Origin of the sequence: Rhizobium sp. 16-488-2b (assembly GCF_017741815.1) — a bacterium.
Taxonomy (GTDB): domain Bacteria; phylum Pseudomonadota; class Alphaproteobacteria; order Rhizobiales; family Rhizobiaceae; genus Rhizobium.
In genome coordinates this window covers 236,683-250,746 of the sequence record NZ_JAGHMF010000012.1, presented here as the reverse complement: position 1 = coordinate 250,746, position 14,064 = coordinate 236,683, and the positions used below count along the sequence as shown (strand labels likewise).

General features: G+C 61.5%; 11 protein-coding genes. 9 read left to right on the top strand and 2 right to left on the bottom strand.

Annotated features, from left to right (window positions below):
* Positions 1 to 172: 172 nt before the first annotated feature.
* Positions 173 to 730, bottom strand: coding sequence for a cysteine hydrolase family protein (locus J5286_RS13200; RefSeq protein WP_209190685.1), 558 nt, complete (start codon positions 728 to 730; stop codon positions 173 to 175).
* Between the two features lie 26 nt (positions 731 to 756).
* Complete coding sequence (locus J5286_RS13195; RefSeq protein WP_209190684.1) at positions 757 to 1,797, bottom strand: LacI family transcriptional regulator; 1,041 nt, start codon at positions 1,795 to 1,797, stop codon at positions 757 to 759.
* A 453-nt stretch (positions 1,798 to 2,250) separates the two neighbouring features.
* On the opposite strand from J5286_RS13195, the gene J5286_RS13190 reads away from it, so the two are divergent.
* From J5286_RS13190 to J5286_RS13150, 9 genes are all read left to right on the top strand, one after another.
* A complete protein-coding gene (locus J5286_RS13190) occupies positions 2,251 to 3,486 on the top strand; it encodes an ABC transporter substrate-binding protein (RefSeq protein WP_209190683.1) in 1,236 nt (411 codons plus the stop codon).
* 219 nt (positions 3,487 to 3,705) lie between these two features.
* Positions 3,706 to 4,611, top strand: coding sequence for a carbohydrate ABC transporter permease (locus J5286_RS13185; RefSeq protein WP_018900637.1), 906 nt, complete (start codon positions 3,706 to 3,708; stop codon positions 4,609 to 4,611).
* A gap of 4 nt (positions 4,612 to 4,615) precedes the next feature.
* The gene (locus J5286_RS13180; protein ID WP_026283375.1) at positions 4,616 to 5,542 is read left to right on the top strand and encodes a carbohydrate ABC transporter permease; all 927 of its coding nucleotides are present in this window, start codon (positions 4,616 to 4,618) and stop codon (positions 5,540 to 5,542) included.
* A 3-nt stretch (positions 5,543 to 5,545) separates the two neighbouring features.
* Positions 5,546 to 6,631, top strand: coding sequence for an ABC transporter ATP-binding protein (locus tag J5286_RS13175; protein WP_018900635.1), 1,086 nt, complete (start codon positions 5,546 to 5,548; stop codon positions 6,629 to 6,631).
* 114 nt (positions 6,632 to 6,745) lie between these two features.
* Positions 6,746 to 9,211, top strand: a complete 2,466-nt coding sequence (locus tag J5286_RS13170) for a beta-mannosidase (RefSeq protein ID WP_209190681.1) — start codon at positions 6,746 to 6,748, stop codon at positions 9,209 to 9,211.
* A gap of 42 nt (positions 9,212 to 9,253) precedes the next feature.
* Positions 9,254 to 10,015, top strand: a complete 762-nt coding sequence (locus tag J5286_RS13165; protein WP_209190680.1) for a sugar phosphate isomerase/epimerase family protein — start codon at positions 9,254 to 9,256, stop codon at positions 10,013 to 10,015.
* Between the two features lie 8 nt (positions 10,016 to 10,023).
* Positions 10,024 to 11,157 carry a Gfo/Idh/MocA family protein gene (locus tag J5286_RS13160; protein ID WP_209215353.1) on the top strand — a complete coding sequence of 378 codons (1,134 nt, stop codon included), beginning with the start codon at positions 10,024 to 10,026 and terminating at the stop codon, positions 11,155 to 11,157.
* A gap of 104 nt (positions 11,158 to 11,261) precedes the next feature.
* Positions 11,262 to 12,293, top strand: coding sequence for an L-glyceraldehyde 3-phosphate reductase (mgrA, locus tag J5286_RS13155; RefSeq protein ID WP_209190678.1), 1,032 nt, complete (start codon positions 11,262 to 11,264; stop codon positions 12,291 to 12,293).
* A 92-nt stretch (positions 12,294 to 12,385) separates the two neighbouring features.
* Positions 12,386 to 13,999: a glycoside hydrolase family 43 protein gene (locus J5286_RS13150; protein WP_209190677.1), complete on the top strand. Its 1,614-nt coding sequence runs from the start codon at positions 12,386 to 12,388 to the stop codon at positions 13,997 to 13,999.
* Positions 14,000 to 14,064 lie beyond the last annotated feature (65 nt).

Below are 14,064 nucleotides of genomic sequence, written 5' to 3'. Positions count from 1 at the left end.
CAGGCACAGCGCGACTTCTTCGGCGCCCACGGCTTCGATCGTCTCGACGGCAAGGACTTCCACCACGGCCCATGGGGCAGCGGTGCGGCGACCTTCTAAGGTTCGCTCTCTGAAAATGACAACAGCCGGGCCATTGGCCCGGCTGTTTTGCGTTTGGCCCAGTTAAGCTGGTTCAGAACTGGATTTCGGCGGAGGGGCGGACAATCGACAGCGCCGACCCGGCATCGAAATCATCCAGCGTCTCGTTATGGTGGGCGACGATCTCGGCGAAGGTGAGTGAGCCCGAATCGGCGGTCGTGTGGCCATCGGCGATGAGGGTGACGTTGTAGCCAAGCGAGACAGCGCGGCGCACCGTGGTGTCGACGCAGAACTGCGACATGCAGCCGCCGATAACGAGATGGGTCACGGAGCGTTCCGTCAGCCGCTCGGCCAAATCAGTCTGGAAGAAAGAGTCGGCGCTCCTCTTGTGAACGACGGTGTCGTCGCTGCCGGGCGCGAGCTCCGGTCTGATTTCCCAGCCTTGCGTGCCGACCGCAAGGCGATGGCCCGGATCGCCGTCGTGCTGTACGAGGACGACGGGGACGCCGCCATGCCATGCGCGTTCCCTGAGAGCGGCAAGGCGGGCAACGGTCTCATCAAGCGCGGCGTCGATTGTTGGCTGCCGTTCGGGCGTGCCTTTGCCCGCAACGATGGCGTTCTGCACATCGATGATGAGGAGGGCCTTGGTCATGCGTTTTATTTCCTCGTTGACTTCCGTCAGCTGCCCGGTCGTGTCCAGACCGGCTGGCTGACGCTCTGTAGCAGTTCCGGCTCGACGCCGTCGATGCGGGCGATGACGGCCTTGGCCATCTCGCGGCCGGCGTGGCGGACGTCTTCATAGGCGGTGATGATCTCGGGGCGGATCCAGTTGAGGATCGGCGCCGATTCCTTCGAGGCCATGTCGACATCGTGGCCGAGGCGCTTGCCGGCGGCTTCGATGCCGGCGTTGACGGCAATGGCGGCACTGCCGGCGAGACAGACGATACCGTCAGGCGCATTGCTGGAGCGCATCATGGTCTCGACGGCGTTGCGGATATCGTCCAGCGGCGTGTCGATGGTGACGCGCAGCGGCACTTCCTCGGCGCCGTAGTCATGCAGGCCGGTCTGGAAGCCGATGCGGGTGTGCGTGTAATAGGTGAGCTTGCTGGGGGGCTGGAGGAGGGCGATGCGCTTGCGGCCGCGCGCGACCAGCTTTTCGACCGCCTGGTGGGCGAAGGCCTCGTTGTCGAAGTCGTGGAATGGGTGCATCAGCCCGGCATCGGTGCGGCCATGCGTGGCGAACGGCATGTTGCGCTCGCTGAGCAGGCGCACACGCGGATCGTCGGGCTCGATGCGGGAGATGATGACGCCGTCGGCCGAGCCTGTTTCCAGTATGTAGCGCACCGGCAGCATTGGGTCCTTGCTGTGCGAGTGCGGCGTGACGACGATGTGATAGGGGGTGCCGGTCAGGACTTCGGAGATGCCGAAGACCAGCTGGCTCGAGAAGCCCATGATTTCTTCGTCGATGCTCAGAACGAGTGCGATGACGTTTGTCTTGCCTGTCCTGAGGCGCACGCCGGCGCGGTTCGGCTGGTAGCCGAGCTGGCTCGCCACCATCCGCACGCGTTCCTTGGTCTCCGCGCCGATGTCGGGTGCATCCTTCAATGCGCGAGACACCGTGGTGATGCCGAGGCCGGTCATGAAGGCAATCGTCTTCAGTGTCGGCCTTTCCCGAGGTGCCTCGGTCACCGTCGTTCCGAAATTCGCTTTGTTTTTCATCCCTCTAGGCCGTCCTACGCGATTTGGTTCGCTTATAGATGCTTTTCGCAGTGCTGTAAGCCCGAATACACAAATGCCGTTCCCTCCCACGGGCCTTAAAATCTGTAACGTTACAGTGAAAATGTCGAGCGCTTTTTCCAGTGGCTTTGGGGTCTGTGCTCTCAATGGTTGAATCGGTGATTTTTGCGTGATTTTTTTGCGTCTGCGAAATCGAGTTAGAAATTATCTCACGATACCAGTGAAATAAAGGCATATAAAACAATATAATAATGAAAGTGTGCAGGTGCACATCGGTTTGCTAATCCCTTGTGCAGCCTTACGGCGACGGTGCCGTTTCGGCAGGCAATGGTAGCAAAGAACACCCGAAAAGAAAATTTTAAGGGGTGGCTGTTGCGCGGCAATATCGATTGGCTTAAGTTTTTCCGGCAACGTTTCAGTGAGGGAGGAGAACTCATGAATATTCGTTTGATGGCGGCGGCGCTGTGCGCATCCGTCGCCCTGCCGCTTGGTGCGGCACACGCCACCGATCTCGAAGTCACGCACTGGTGGACCTCGGGCGGCGAAGCCGCTGCCGTGGCCGAACTCGCCAAGGCATTCGACGCGACCGGCAACAAGTGGGTTGACGGTGCCATCGCCGGTTCCGGCGGCACGGCGCGTCCGATCATGGTCAGTCGTATCACTGGTGGCGATCCGATGGGCGCCACCCAGTTCAACCATGGCCGTCAGGCGGAGGAACTCGTTCAGGCCGGCCTGATGCGCGACCTGACCGATGTCGCGACCGCCGAGCACTGGAAGGACATCATCCGTCCGGCAAGCCTGCTCGACAGCTGCACGATCGACGGCAAAATCTATTGCGCACCCGTCAACATCCACTCCTGGCAGTGGTTGTGGCTCTCGAACGCCGCCTTCAAGAAGGCCGGCGTTGACGTGCCGAAGAACTGGGATGAATTCGTCGCCGCCGCTCCGGCTCTCGAAAAGGCCGGTATCGTGCCGCTCGCCGTCGGCGGTCAGCCGTGGCAGGCAGCAGGCGCCTTCGATACGCTGATGGTGGCGATCGCCGGCAAGGACACGTTCAACAAGGTATTCAAGGACAAGGACGCCGACGTGGCTGCCGGTCCCGAGATCGCCAAGGTCTTCAAGGCTGCGGACGACGCCCGCAAGATGTCCAAGGGCAGCAATGTTCAGGATTGGAACCAGGCAACCAATCTTGTTATCACCGGCAAGGCCGGCGGCCAGATCATGGGTGACTGGGCGCAGGGCGAATTCGCTCTCGCCGGCCAGAAGGCCGGTACCGATTACACCTGCCTTCCGGGCCTCGGCGTGAACGAAATCATCTCCACCGGTGGTGATGCCTTCTACTTCCCGCTGCTCAAGGACGAAGCAAAGTCGAAGGCGCAGGACGTTCTCGCCAAGACGCTGCTCGATCCGAAGACCCAGGTTGCCTTCAACCTGAAGAAGGGCTCGCTGCCGGTTCGCGGTGACGTCGATCTCGAGGCTGCCAACGACTGCATGAAGAAGGGTCTCGAGATCCTGAAGAAGGGCAACATCGTCGAAGGCACCGACCAGTTGCTTTCGGCCGACAGCCAGAAGCAGAAGGAAGACCTCTTCTCGGAGTTCTTCTCCAATGCCTCGATGACGCCTGAGGCAGCGCAGAAGCGCTTTGCCGAAATCATCGGCTCCGCCGACTGATCGTCTGCTCGTACTGCCGCGATCCGGCTTTCCGCCCAGGAACGGGGAGCCGGATTTGCCCTAACCGCCAGCGGCGGCGGGCTCGTGGCAGTGCTTTCCCGATGATTTCCGGCTGCGGAGGATGCGGCCGGAACCATCAGGGGCAAGAGACGGGAGCGGTGTCCGGCATCGGCCGCTGCTCTCGGTCAAAAAAGCAAGTGCGTGTCAGGAGGAAACACAATGACGGGTCCAGCGAAAGCCGGCCGGCCAAATCAGTTGCTGCGCAATCTGAATTCCAAAATTGCATCCATCCCGATGATCCTTACCGCCCTGGTCATCTTTCTCGGCGGTACGGTCTGGACGGTGTTCTATTCCTTCACCAACTCGAAGCTCCTGCCAAGGATGAGCTTCGTTGGTTTCGACCAATACAAGCGGCTCTGGGCCGCGCCGCGATGGATCGTATCCATCGAAAACCTCGCCCTTTACGGCATATTCTCCCTGATCTTCAGCCTGGTGATCGGCTTTACGCTGGCTGCCCTGATGGATCAGAAGATCCGGTTCGAGAATGCGTTCCGGACGATCTTTCTCTACCCCTTCGCCCTGTCCTTCATCGTCACCGGCCTGGTGTGGCAGTGGGTGCTCAATCCCGAATTCGGCGTTCAGTCTGTTGTGCGTTCGCTCGGCTGGACGAGCTTCACCTTCGATCCGCTCTATACGCCGAGCATCGTCATCTACGGCGTGCTGATCGCGGCACTCTGGCAGGGAACGGGCCTCGTCATGTGCCTGATGCTCGCCGGTCTGCGCGGGATCGACGAGGACATCTGGAAGGCCTCGCGCGTCGACGGCATTCCGATGTGGAAAACCTATCTTTTCATCGTTATCCCGATGATGCGTCCCGTCTTTATCACCACGCTCGTCATCATCGCGTCCGGTATCGTCAAGGTCTACGACCTTGTGGTGGCGCAGACGTCTGGCGGCCCCGGCATCTCGTCGGAAGTGCCGGCCAAGTATGTCTACGACTACATGTTCCAGGCGCAGAACCTGGGGCAGGGCTTCGCCGCCTCGACCATGATGCTGATCACGGTCGCGATCATCATCATTCCATGGGCTTATCTGGAATTCGGGGGAGGGCGTAAACGTGCCTGATACCATCGCTCTCAAGACGGCTGACGTCGCACTGGCACCGGTCAAGTCCTTCGACGGACCGAACGGCAAGAAGCCGAAGCGGGTGCTCTCGCCGCGCAACATCATGCTCTACGGCACGCTGTTCGTCGCCGCTGCCTACTACCTGCTGCCGCTCTACGTGATGATCGTCACGTCGCTGAAGGGGATGCCTGAAATCCGCATGGGCAACATCTTCTCGCCGCCGATGGAAATCACCTTCGAGCCGTGGGTGAAGGCCTGGGCCACGGCCTGCACGGGCCTCAACTGCGACGGTCTCTCGCGCGGGTTCTGGAACTCGGTCCGGATCACGGTCCCATCCGTCATCGTCTCGATCGCGATTGCCTCGGTCAATGGCTACGCGCTCGCCAACTGGCGCTTCAAGGGATCGGAGCTGTTCTTCTCGATCCTCGTCATCGGCGCGTTCATTCCCTACCAGGTGATGATCTATCCCATCGTCATCGTGCTCCGCGAGATGGGGATCTACGGGACGCTCACAGGCCTGATCATCGTGCATTCGATCTTCGGCATGCCGATCCTGACGCTGCTCTTCCGCAACTATTTCGCATCGCTGCCGCAGGAGCTGTTCAAGGCCGCCCGCGTCGATGGCGCCGGTTTCTGGCAGATCTTCCTCAAGATCATGGTGCCTATGTCGCTGCCGATCTTCGTCGTCGCCATGATCCTGCAGGTCACCGGCATCTGGAACGACTTCCTGTTCGGCGTCGTCTTCACCCGGCCGGAATACTATCCGATGACCGTGCAGCTCAACAACATCGTCAATTCCGTCCAGGGCGTGAAGGAATACAACGTCAACATGGCCGCAACCATCCTCACGGGTCTGGTGCCGCTCATTGTGTATTTCGTGTCCGGACGTCTGTTCGTCCGCGGTATCGCCGCCGGCGCAGTGAAAGGCTGATCCATGAATTCAAGCGTTTCCATCAAAGACCTTTCGCTGAACTTCGGCGCTGTCAGCGTGCTCAAGGATCTGAACCTCGAGATCAATGACGGCGAGTTCCTGGTGCTGCTCGGCTCGTCCGGCTGCGGCAAGTCGACCCTGCTCAACTGCATCGCCGGCCTGCTCGACATCAGCGAGGGACAGATCCACATCAAGGGCCGCAACGTCACTTGGGAAGAGCCCAAGGACCGCGGCATCGGCATGGTGTTCCAGTCCTACGCGCTCTACCCGCAGATGACGGTGGAGAAGAACCTGTCCTTCGGCCTGCAGGTCGCCAAGATCCCACAGTCAGATATCGACAAGCGCGTGGCCCGCGCCTCGGAGATCCTGCAGATCCAGCCGCTCCTGAAGCGCAAGCCGGCCGAGCTTTCCGGCGGCCAGCGGCAGCGCGTGGCGATCGGCCGTGCGCTGGTGCGCGATGTCGACGTGTTCCTTTTCGACGAGCCGCTCTCCAACCTCGACGCCAAGCTGCGTTCGGAGCTGCGCGTCGAGATCAAGCGGCTGCACCAGTCGCTGAAGAACACGATGATCTACGTCACGCATGACCAGATCGAAGCGCTGACACTGGCAGACCGCATCGCGATCATGAAGAACGGCGAGATCCAGCAGCTTGCCGATCCGACGACGATCTACAACAAGCCGCGCAGCCTGTTCGTCGCCGGCTTCATCGGCTCTCCGTCGATGAACTTCCTGCGCGGCGAGATCGCCAAGCGGGGCGATGCGACCGTGTTCACCGCCAATGGTGTCGATTTCAATGTCGATGCCTATGAGGCGAGCGGGCCGCTGCAGGCGGGCCGGAAGGTGACGCTCGGCGTGCGGCCGGAGCATATCAAGGTCAACGAGAACCTCGGTGCCGAGGTTCATGACGCGACCGTCGATATCGAGGAGCCAATGGGCGCCGACAACCTGCTCTGGCTGAAGCATGCCGGACACACCATGTCGGTGCGTATCAACGGTGCCCGCCGCTTCAGCCCGGGTTCACAGGTCAAGCTCGGCTTCGACATGTCGCTGGCGTCGATCTTCGACGCCGAGACGGAACTGCGCCTCTAGACGACTACGCTGCGGGCGGGGCCGTCCCAAGCGGTTCCGCCCGTTCTTCCAATACCACATTCGGTCGCAGCCCGGTGACGGGCCTTCCCAAGAGCGGCCTGATCGGACAGTGCTATGACATCCTTGCCCACCAACGGGTTCAACCTCGACCTCTCAGGCTCGTGGAAGCTCACCTCCACGGATGGTGAAATCACCGCGCCGATCACGCTTCCCGGCGACGTGCATTCGGCGCTCCATGCCGCCAAGCTCATCCCCGATCCCTATTTCGGCCGCAACGAAGAGGTCGTGCAGTGGGTGGCGCATCGCGACTGGTCGATCGAGCGCAGCTTCACGGTGTCGGAGCCCGATGGCGACTGGTATCTCGATATCGATTATCTCGACACGGTGGCCGCCGTCTTCATCAATGGCTCGCCGGCGCTCGTCGCCGACAACAGCTTCCGCCGCTATCGGCCGGATGTCAGCAGTCATCTAAAATCCGGCGAAAACGTCATCCGTATCGTGCTGCATTCGAGCATCGCGGCAGGCGCCGATCGCCAAGGCAAGCAGCCTTTCTACATTCCCTATTCGACCGGCAACTCGCCGATTCCCAACGGTAACATGCTGCGCAAGCCGCAGTGCCATTTCGGCTGGGACTGGAACATCGCGATTGCGCCGCTGGGCCTTTACGGCACGATCGCGCTGCGCCGTCTCGACACCGCCCGCATCGAGCATGTGACGACGCAGCAGGTGCATAATCTGGACGGTTCCGTAGATCTCAAGGTCACCGCGACGCTGTTTTCGAAGAACCCGGGGATCGTTCCCGTCCATTTCTCGCTCGATGGCGAGCGGGTGCGGCTCGATGTCGGCGTCAGCGCCGGCGAGACTGTCGTCAACCACGTGTTCGAGATCGACAAGCCGCGCCTCTGGTGGCCGGCGGGTAGCGGCGAGCAGGCGCTTTATGCGCTGACCGTCGATCTGCCTGCGGATGCGGTCACCAAGCAGATCGGTCTGCGCACGGTCGAGCTCATCACCACGCCTGATGCCGCCGGCGCCCGTTTCGCGCTGAAGGTCAATGGTCGCGAGGTCTTTTGCCGTGGCGCCAACTGGATCCCGGCCGACGCGCTGTTCTCGCTCTCTTCGCCCGAGAAGACCGAGGACCTGCTACAATCGGCCAAGTCCGCCAACATGAACATGATCCGCGTCTGGGGCGGCGGGTTCTACGAGCATGATCATTTCTACGACCTCTGCGACCGGCTCGGCCTCATGGTCTGGCAGGACTTCATGTTCGCCTGCAATCTCTATCCCTCGACCGAGGACTTTCTCGACAATGTCGCGCTCGAAGTCGACTACCAGGTTCGCCGCCTGAACTCGCATCCGTCGATCGCGCTCTGGTGCGGCGACAATGAGCTTGTGGGCGCGCTCACATGGTTCGAGGAATCACGCAAGGACCGCGACCGCTATCTCGTCTCCTACGATCGCCTCAACCGGGTGATCGAGCAGGCGATGAAGAAGGCGGCGCCGGATGCGATCTGGTGGCCGTCGAGCCCGGCGTCCGGCTATCTCGATTTCGGCGATGCCTGGCATGCCGATGGCTCCGGCGACATGCACTATTGGTCGGTCTGGCACGAGAACAAGTCGTTCGACAATTACCGCTCGGTGCGCCCGCGCTTCTGCTCGGAATTCGGCTTCCAGTCCTACACCTCGCTGCCTGTCATCAAGACCTATGCCGAGGCCAAGGACATGAACGTCGCGTCGCCGGTCATGGAGCTGCATCAGAAGAATGCCGGCGGCAACGAGCGTATCGCCGGCACGATGTTCCGCTATTTCCGCTTCCCGAAGGATTTCCCCAATTTCGTCTATCTCAGCCAGATCCAGCAGGGTCTCGCGATCAAGACGGCGGTGGAATACTGGCGGTCGCTGAAGCCGCATTGCATGGGGACGATCTACTGGCAGCTGAACGACACCTGGCCGGTGGCCTCGTGGTCGAGCCTTGATTACGGCGGCCGCTGGAAGGCGATGCACTATCTGGTCAAGCGCTTCTTCCAGCCGGTCGCGGTCGCCGCCATCCCATCCGACGACGGCAAGCAGATCCGCTTCTCGCTGGCCAACGATACGCTCGATGACGTCAGCGTCGACCTGTCGATCTCGATCATCGACATGAAGGGCGAACGCAAGCATCTGAAGGATGTGCAGGCGGTCTGCACGCCCGACGCGGCGGTGACGGCTGCCAGCATCGACGTCTCCGAGATTCCGGCGGGTACGCTGCTTGCCTGGCGCTTCACGGCGTCGAACGGCATGGGCGGCGAGGGGCACTACGTTGATGGCACCTACAAGGCGCTGGAACTCGAGCCCGCCGGCCTGATGGTCACGCACGAATATGTCGAGGAGGACGGTTCCGTCTGCCTCAACGTCACCGCGAAGGGACTTGCGCTCTTCGTGATGATCGAAACCGAAACCGACGGCAAGTATTCCGACAATGCCTTCGATCTGGCGGCGGGCGAAACGCGCCGCATCACCTTCACCCCGGCCACGCCGCTTAAGGGCGGTGCCCTGCCGGAGTTCCGTTTCTACGACCTGCAGTCCTGTCAGTCCGTGGATTGATCCTGATTGAAATGAATGGGCACGAGGCCCGAGGAGGATATTATGACGAAACTGAGTTTCCAGCTTTATAGCGCCCGCAACTTCCAGCCCTATTCCGCGATCTTCGAAAAGCTCGGCAAGGCCGGCTATCAGGAAGTCGAAGGCTTCGGCGGCATCTATGCCGATCTCGACGATGCCGGCCTGAAGAGCCTGCGCGCCGAACTCGACAAGAACGGTCTGACGATGGCAAGCGGCCACTTCAGCCCCGATTTCCTCGACGGCGAAGTGCAGAAGTCTCTGAACATCGCCAAGCTCCTCGGCATGGATTCCATCTATGCGCCGCATCTGGCTGCCGATGAGCGCCCGACCGACGGTGCCGGTTGGCTGGCGTTCGGCAAGCGCCTGCAGGAAATGAGCAAGCCCTACAAGGACGCAGGCTACGAGTTCGGCTGGCACAACCACGACTTCGAATTCGTCAAGCTCGCCGACGGCTCGCTGCCGATCGAACGCATCTTCGAAGGCGCGCCCGACATTTCCTGGGAAGCGGATATCGCCTGGGTCGTTCGCGGCGGTGCCGATCCTTTCGCATGGATCGAGAAGCTGGGCTCGCGCATCACCTCGGCGCACGTCAAGGACATCGCGCCAGCTGGCGAGAACAAGAACGAAGACGGCTGGGCCGATGTCGGCCACGGCACGCTTGATTGGCCGAAGCTCGTCGCGGCGCTGAAGGGCACCAAGACCAAGCACTACGTCGTCGAGCATGACAATCCGGCTGATATCGATCGCCTGATCACCCGCTCGATCGCATCCTTCAAGACCTACTGAGGACCATCATGACCAAGGAACTTGGCGTCGGCATCATTGGATGCGGCAACATCTCCACCACCTACTTTTCGCTGGCCCCGCTGTTCAAGGGCCTTAAGGTCGTCGCTTGCGCCGACCTCAACATGCAGGCCGCCGAAGCCCGTGCCGCCGAGTATAACGTCAAGGCGCAGACGATCGAGGACCTGCTCACCAATGAGGAGGTCGACGTCGTCGTCAACCTGACGATCCCGGACGCGCACTTCCCCGTGTCGAAGGCGATCCTGCTCTCGGGCAAGCACGTCTATTCGGAAAAGCCGCTGGTTCTCACCCTCGAGCAGGGTGAGGAGCTTCGCCGCATCGCCAAGGAGAAGAACCTCTCCGTCGGTTGCGCGCCCGACACCTTCCTCGGCGGCGCGCATCAGCTGGCCCGCAAGTATATCGATGAGGGCGGCATCGGTCGCGTCACCTCGGGCGCGTGCTATGTCATGAGCCCCGGCATGGAGATGTGGCATCCGAACCCGGACTTCTTCTTCCTGCCGGGCGGCGGCCCGATCCTCGATCTCGGCCCTTACTACATCGCCAACCTGATCAACCTGATCGGGCCGGTGAAGCGTGTGGGCGCGATGACCTCGATGGCATCGCCGACCCGCACGATCACCAGCGAGCCGCGCAACGGTGAGACGATCCCGGTGAAGACGCCCACGACGATCCAGGCGATCTTGGAATTCGTCAACGGCGCCACCGTCACGCTGACCGCGAGCTGGGACGTCTGGTCTCACCGCCATGCCAACATGGAACTCTACGGCACCGAAGGTTCGCTCTACGTGCCGGATCCGAACTTCTTCGGCGGCGTGGTCGAGGCCAGCGGCCGCGACAAGGACATCAAGCCGCTCGACGGCTGGGAGCACCCCTTCGGTATCTCCAACCAGGAGAGCCCCCAGGGACCGCGCGCCAACTACCGCACGGCGGGTCTCGCCGACATGGCGATGGCGATCATCGAGGGGCGCGATGCGCGTTGCTCGCTCGATCGCACGCTGCATGGTGTCGACGTCATGACCTCGATCCTGAAGTCGGGCGAAGAGGGCCGCTTCATCGAGCTGACGACGACTTGCACGCAGCCGGCCGCACTCGGCATCGAAGAGGCGCAGGCACTTCTGAAGTGATTGGCTCTCTTGAAGTGATTGGCACCCTTGAAGTACGTGCCTAAAGGTCTATGGTCCGGCGCGGGCGAGGAGCCCGCGCCGTTTCTACATGAGGGATGAGGATTATGAGCTGGCAACCGGCTTCCGACCGCTATTCGAAGATGAAGTATAACCGCACGGGCCGTTCCGGCCTGAAGCTGCCGGCCGTTTCGCTCGGCCTCTGGCACAATTTCGGCGGCGACACGCCGCATGACCGCAAAATCGACATGTGCCGCACGGCCTTCGATCTCGGCATCACCCATTTCGACCTCGCCAACAATTACGGCCCGCCTCCCGGCAGCGCCGAGACCGCCTTCGGCGAGATCCTGCGTACCGAATTTGCCGGGCTGCGCGACGAACTGATCATTTCGTCCAAGGCGGGTTACGAGATGTGGGATGGTCCCTACGGCGAATGGGGTAGCCGCAAGTACATGATCGCGTCATGCGACCAGAGCCTGAAGCGCATGGGTCTCGACTATGTCGATATCTTCTATTCGCACCGCTTCGACCCGGATACGCCGCTGGAAGAGACCTGCGGCGCGCTCGACCATATCGTGCGCTCCGGCCGCGCGCTCTATGTCGGCATCTCGTCCTACAATTCGCAGCGCACCCGCGAAGCCGCCGCCATCCTCAAGGATCTCGGCACGCCGTGCCTGATCCACCAGCCGAGCTATTCCATGCTCAACCGCTGGGTCGAGGACGACAGGCTGCTCGACACGCTCGACGAGGTCGGCATGGGTTCGATCGTGTTCTCGCCGCTGGCGCAGGGCATGCTGACGACCAAGTATCTTGGCGGCATCCCTCAGGACAGCCGCGCGGCGCAGAACCACTTCCTCAAGAAGGACTTCATCCGCCCTCAGATCATCGACAACATCCGCAAGCTCAACGAGATCGCGGAACGTCGTGGCCAGACGCTGGCGCAGATGGCGATCGCCTGGGTGCTGCGCGGCGATCGCGTGACCTCCGCGCTGATCGGTGCCAGCCGCTCGTCGCAGATCGTCGACTGCGTCAAGGCGCTCGATAATCTGGAGTTCACCGCCGAGGAGCTGAAGGAGATCGATGGTTACGCCCGCGAGGCGGACATCAATCTCTGGGCGAAGTCGGCGGAACGCGAATAAGCTGATGCGCCCGGAACGATCTTCCGGGCGTTTTTCATATATGATGTGATGTACGTGCCGCAGAATGCGCGGCTGTGGGAGGAGACGTCACCATGATCCGCAATCCAATCCTGCCGGGTTTCAATCCGGACCCGTCGATCTGCCGTGTCGGCGAGGATTACTATATCGCGACCTCGACCTTCGAATGGTATCCTGGTGTGCAGATTCATCATTCGCGCGATCTGGTGAACTGGACGCTGGTGCGGCGGCCTCTGGAGCGGGCGTCGCAGCTCGACATGCGCGGCAATCCCGATAGCTGCGGCGTCTGGGCGCCCTGTCTCTCCTATGCCGACGGGCTGTTCTGGCTTGTCTATACCGACGTCAAGCGCTTCGACGGCAACTTCAAGGATGCGCATAATTACATCGTGACCTCGCCTGATATCGAGGGCGAATGGTCGGAGCCCATCTACGTGAACTCGTCGGGCTTCGACCCATCGCTGTTTCATGACGATGACGGCCGCAAGTGGTTCCTCAACATGCAGTGGAACCACCGCACCGAGAGCTTTGGCGGCGCGCCGAAGTCTCCGGCTTTCGACGGCATCCTGCTGCAGGAATGGGACGCTGAAACGAAATCGCTGAAGGGTCAGATCCGGAACATCTTCGCGGGCAGCTCGCTCGGGCTTGTCGAAGGGCCGCATCTCTTCAAGCGCAGCGGCTATTACTATCTGACGACGGCCGAGGGCGGCACAGGCTATGACCATGCGGTGACGATGGCGCGGTCGCGCGACATCGCCGGTCCCTACGAGATGCACCCGAACAAGCACCTCATCACCTCGAAGGATCATCCCGAAGCCATTCTGCAGCGGGCAGGGCACGGGCAGTATGTTGAGACCCCAGACGGCCAAGTCTATCACACCCATCTATGTGGCCGGCCGATGCCGCCGAAGCGGCGTTGCACGCTCGGCCGCGAAACCAGCCTGCAGAAATGCGTCTGGAAGGATGACGGCTGGCTCTATCTTGAGAATGGCACCACGGTGCCCGACGTCACCGTGCCGGGACTTGGCGGCGCTGTGCAGGCCGAGAAACCGATGCGCAGCGAGTACAGCTTTGAAGGCGGCTCGCTGCCTGATGATTTCCAGTGGCTGCGCACGCCGAAGCCGGAGCGGATCTTCAACCTCACGGAGCGGCCCGGTCATTTGAGGCTGATCGCCCGCGAGAGCATCGGCTCATGGTTCGAGCAGGCGCTGGTGGCGCGGCGGCAGGAGCATCACAGTTTCCGGGCCGAGACTGTCGTGGAATTCGATCCAGACACTTACCAGCAGGTGGCGGGGCTGACGCACTATTACAACAGGCACAAGTTCCATGCGGTCGCGGTGACGCTGCACGAGAAGCTCGGACGTTGCGTGACGATCCTGTCCTGCGACGGCGATTATCCGAACGGCCGGCTGAGCTTTCCCGCCGGCAGCGGCGAGGCGCTTCCCGCCGGCGGCCGCGTCCAGCTTTCCATGGAAATCCGCGATAACGACCTGCAGTTTTTCTGGCAGACAGAGGGCATGGGCGCGTGGCGGGCGATCGGGCCGGTGCTTGACGCCGGCGTGGTTTCAGACGAAGGCGGGCGCGGTGAGCATGGCTCGTTTACCGGCGCATTCGCGGGTATCTTTGCCTTCGATACGTCGGGGCGCGCGAAGACGGCCGATTTCGACTGGTTCAATTACGACGAGTTGTGAAAGGGAGCGACATCGCTCTTTCGCTGGGTAATGTCGCATTTGCTAATTTAATATATGCTTTTAAG

Bases quoted from the DNA above. Each gene is read 5' to 3' on its own strand.
- J5286_RS13195 (WP_209190684.1), bottom strand. From the start codon at position 1,797: ATGAAAAACAAAGCGAATTTCGGAACGACGGTGACCGAGGCACCTCGG.
- J5286_RS13170 (WP_209190681.1), top strand. From the start codon at position 6,746: ATGACATCCTTGCCCACCAACGGGTTCAACCTCGACCTCTCAGGCTCG.
- J5286_RS13160 (WP_209215353.1), top strand. From the start codon at position 10,024: ATGACCAAGGAACTTGGCGTCGGCATCATTGGATGCGGCAACATCTCC.
- mgrA (WP_209190678.1), top strand. From the start codon at position 11,262: ATGAGCTGGCAACCGGCTTCCGACCGCTATTCGAAGATGAAGTATAAC.
- J5286_RS13200 (WP_209190685.1), bottom strand. From the start codon at position 730: ATGACCAAGGCCCTCCTCATCATCGATGTGCAGAACGCCATCGTTGCG.
- J5286_RS13190 (WP_209190683.1), top strand. From the start codon at position 2,251: ATGAATATTCGTTTGATGGCGGCGGCGCTGTGCGCATCCGTCGCCCTG.
- J5286_RS13165 (WP_209190680.1), top strand. From the start codon at position 9,254: ATGACGAAACTGAGTTTCCAGCTTTATAGCGCCCGCAACTTCCAGCCC.
- J5286_RS13185 (WP_018900637.1), top strand. From the start codon at position 3,706: ATGACGGGTCCAGCGAAAGCCGGCCGGCCAAATCAGTTGCTGCGCAAT.
- J5286_RS13175 (WP_018900635.1), top strand. From the start codon at position 5,546: ATGAATTCAAGCGTTTCCATCAAAGACCTTTCGCTGAACTTCGGCGCT.
- J5286_RS13150 (WP_209190677.1), top strand. From the start codon at position 12,386: ATGATCCGCAATCCAATCCTGCCGGGTTTCAATCCGGACCCGTCGATC.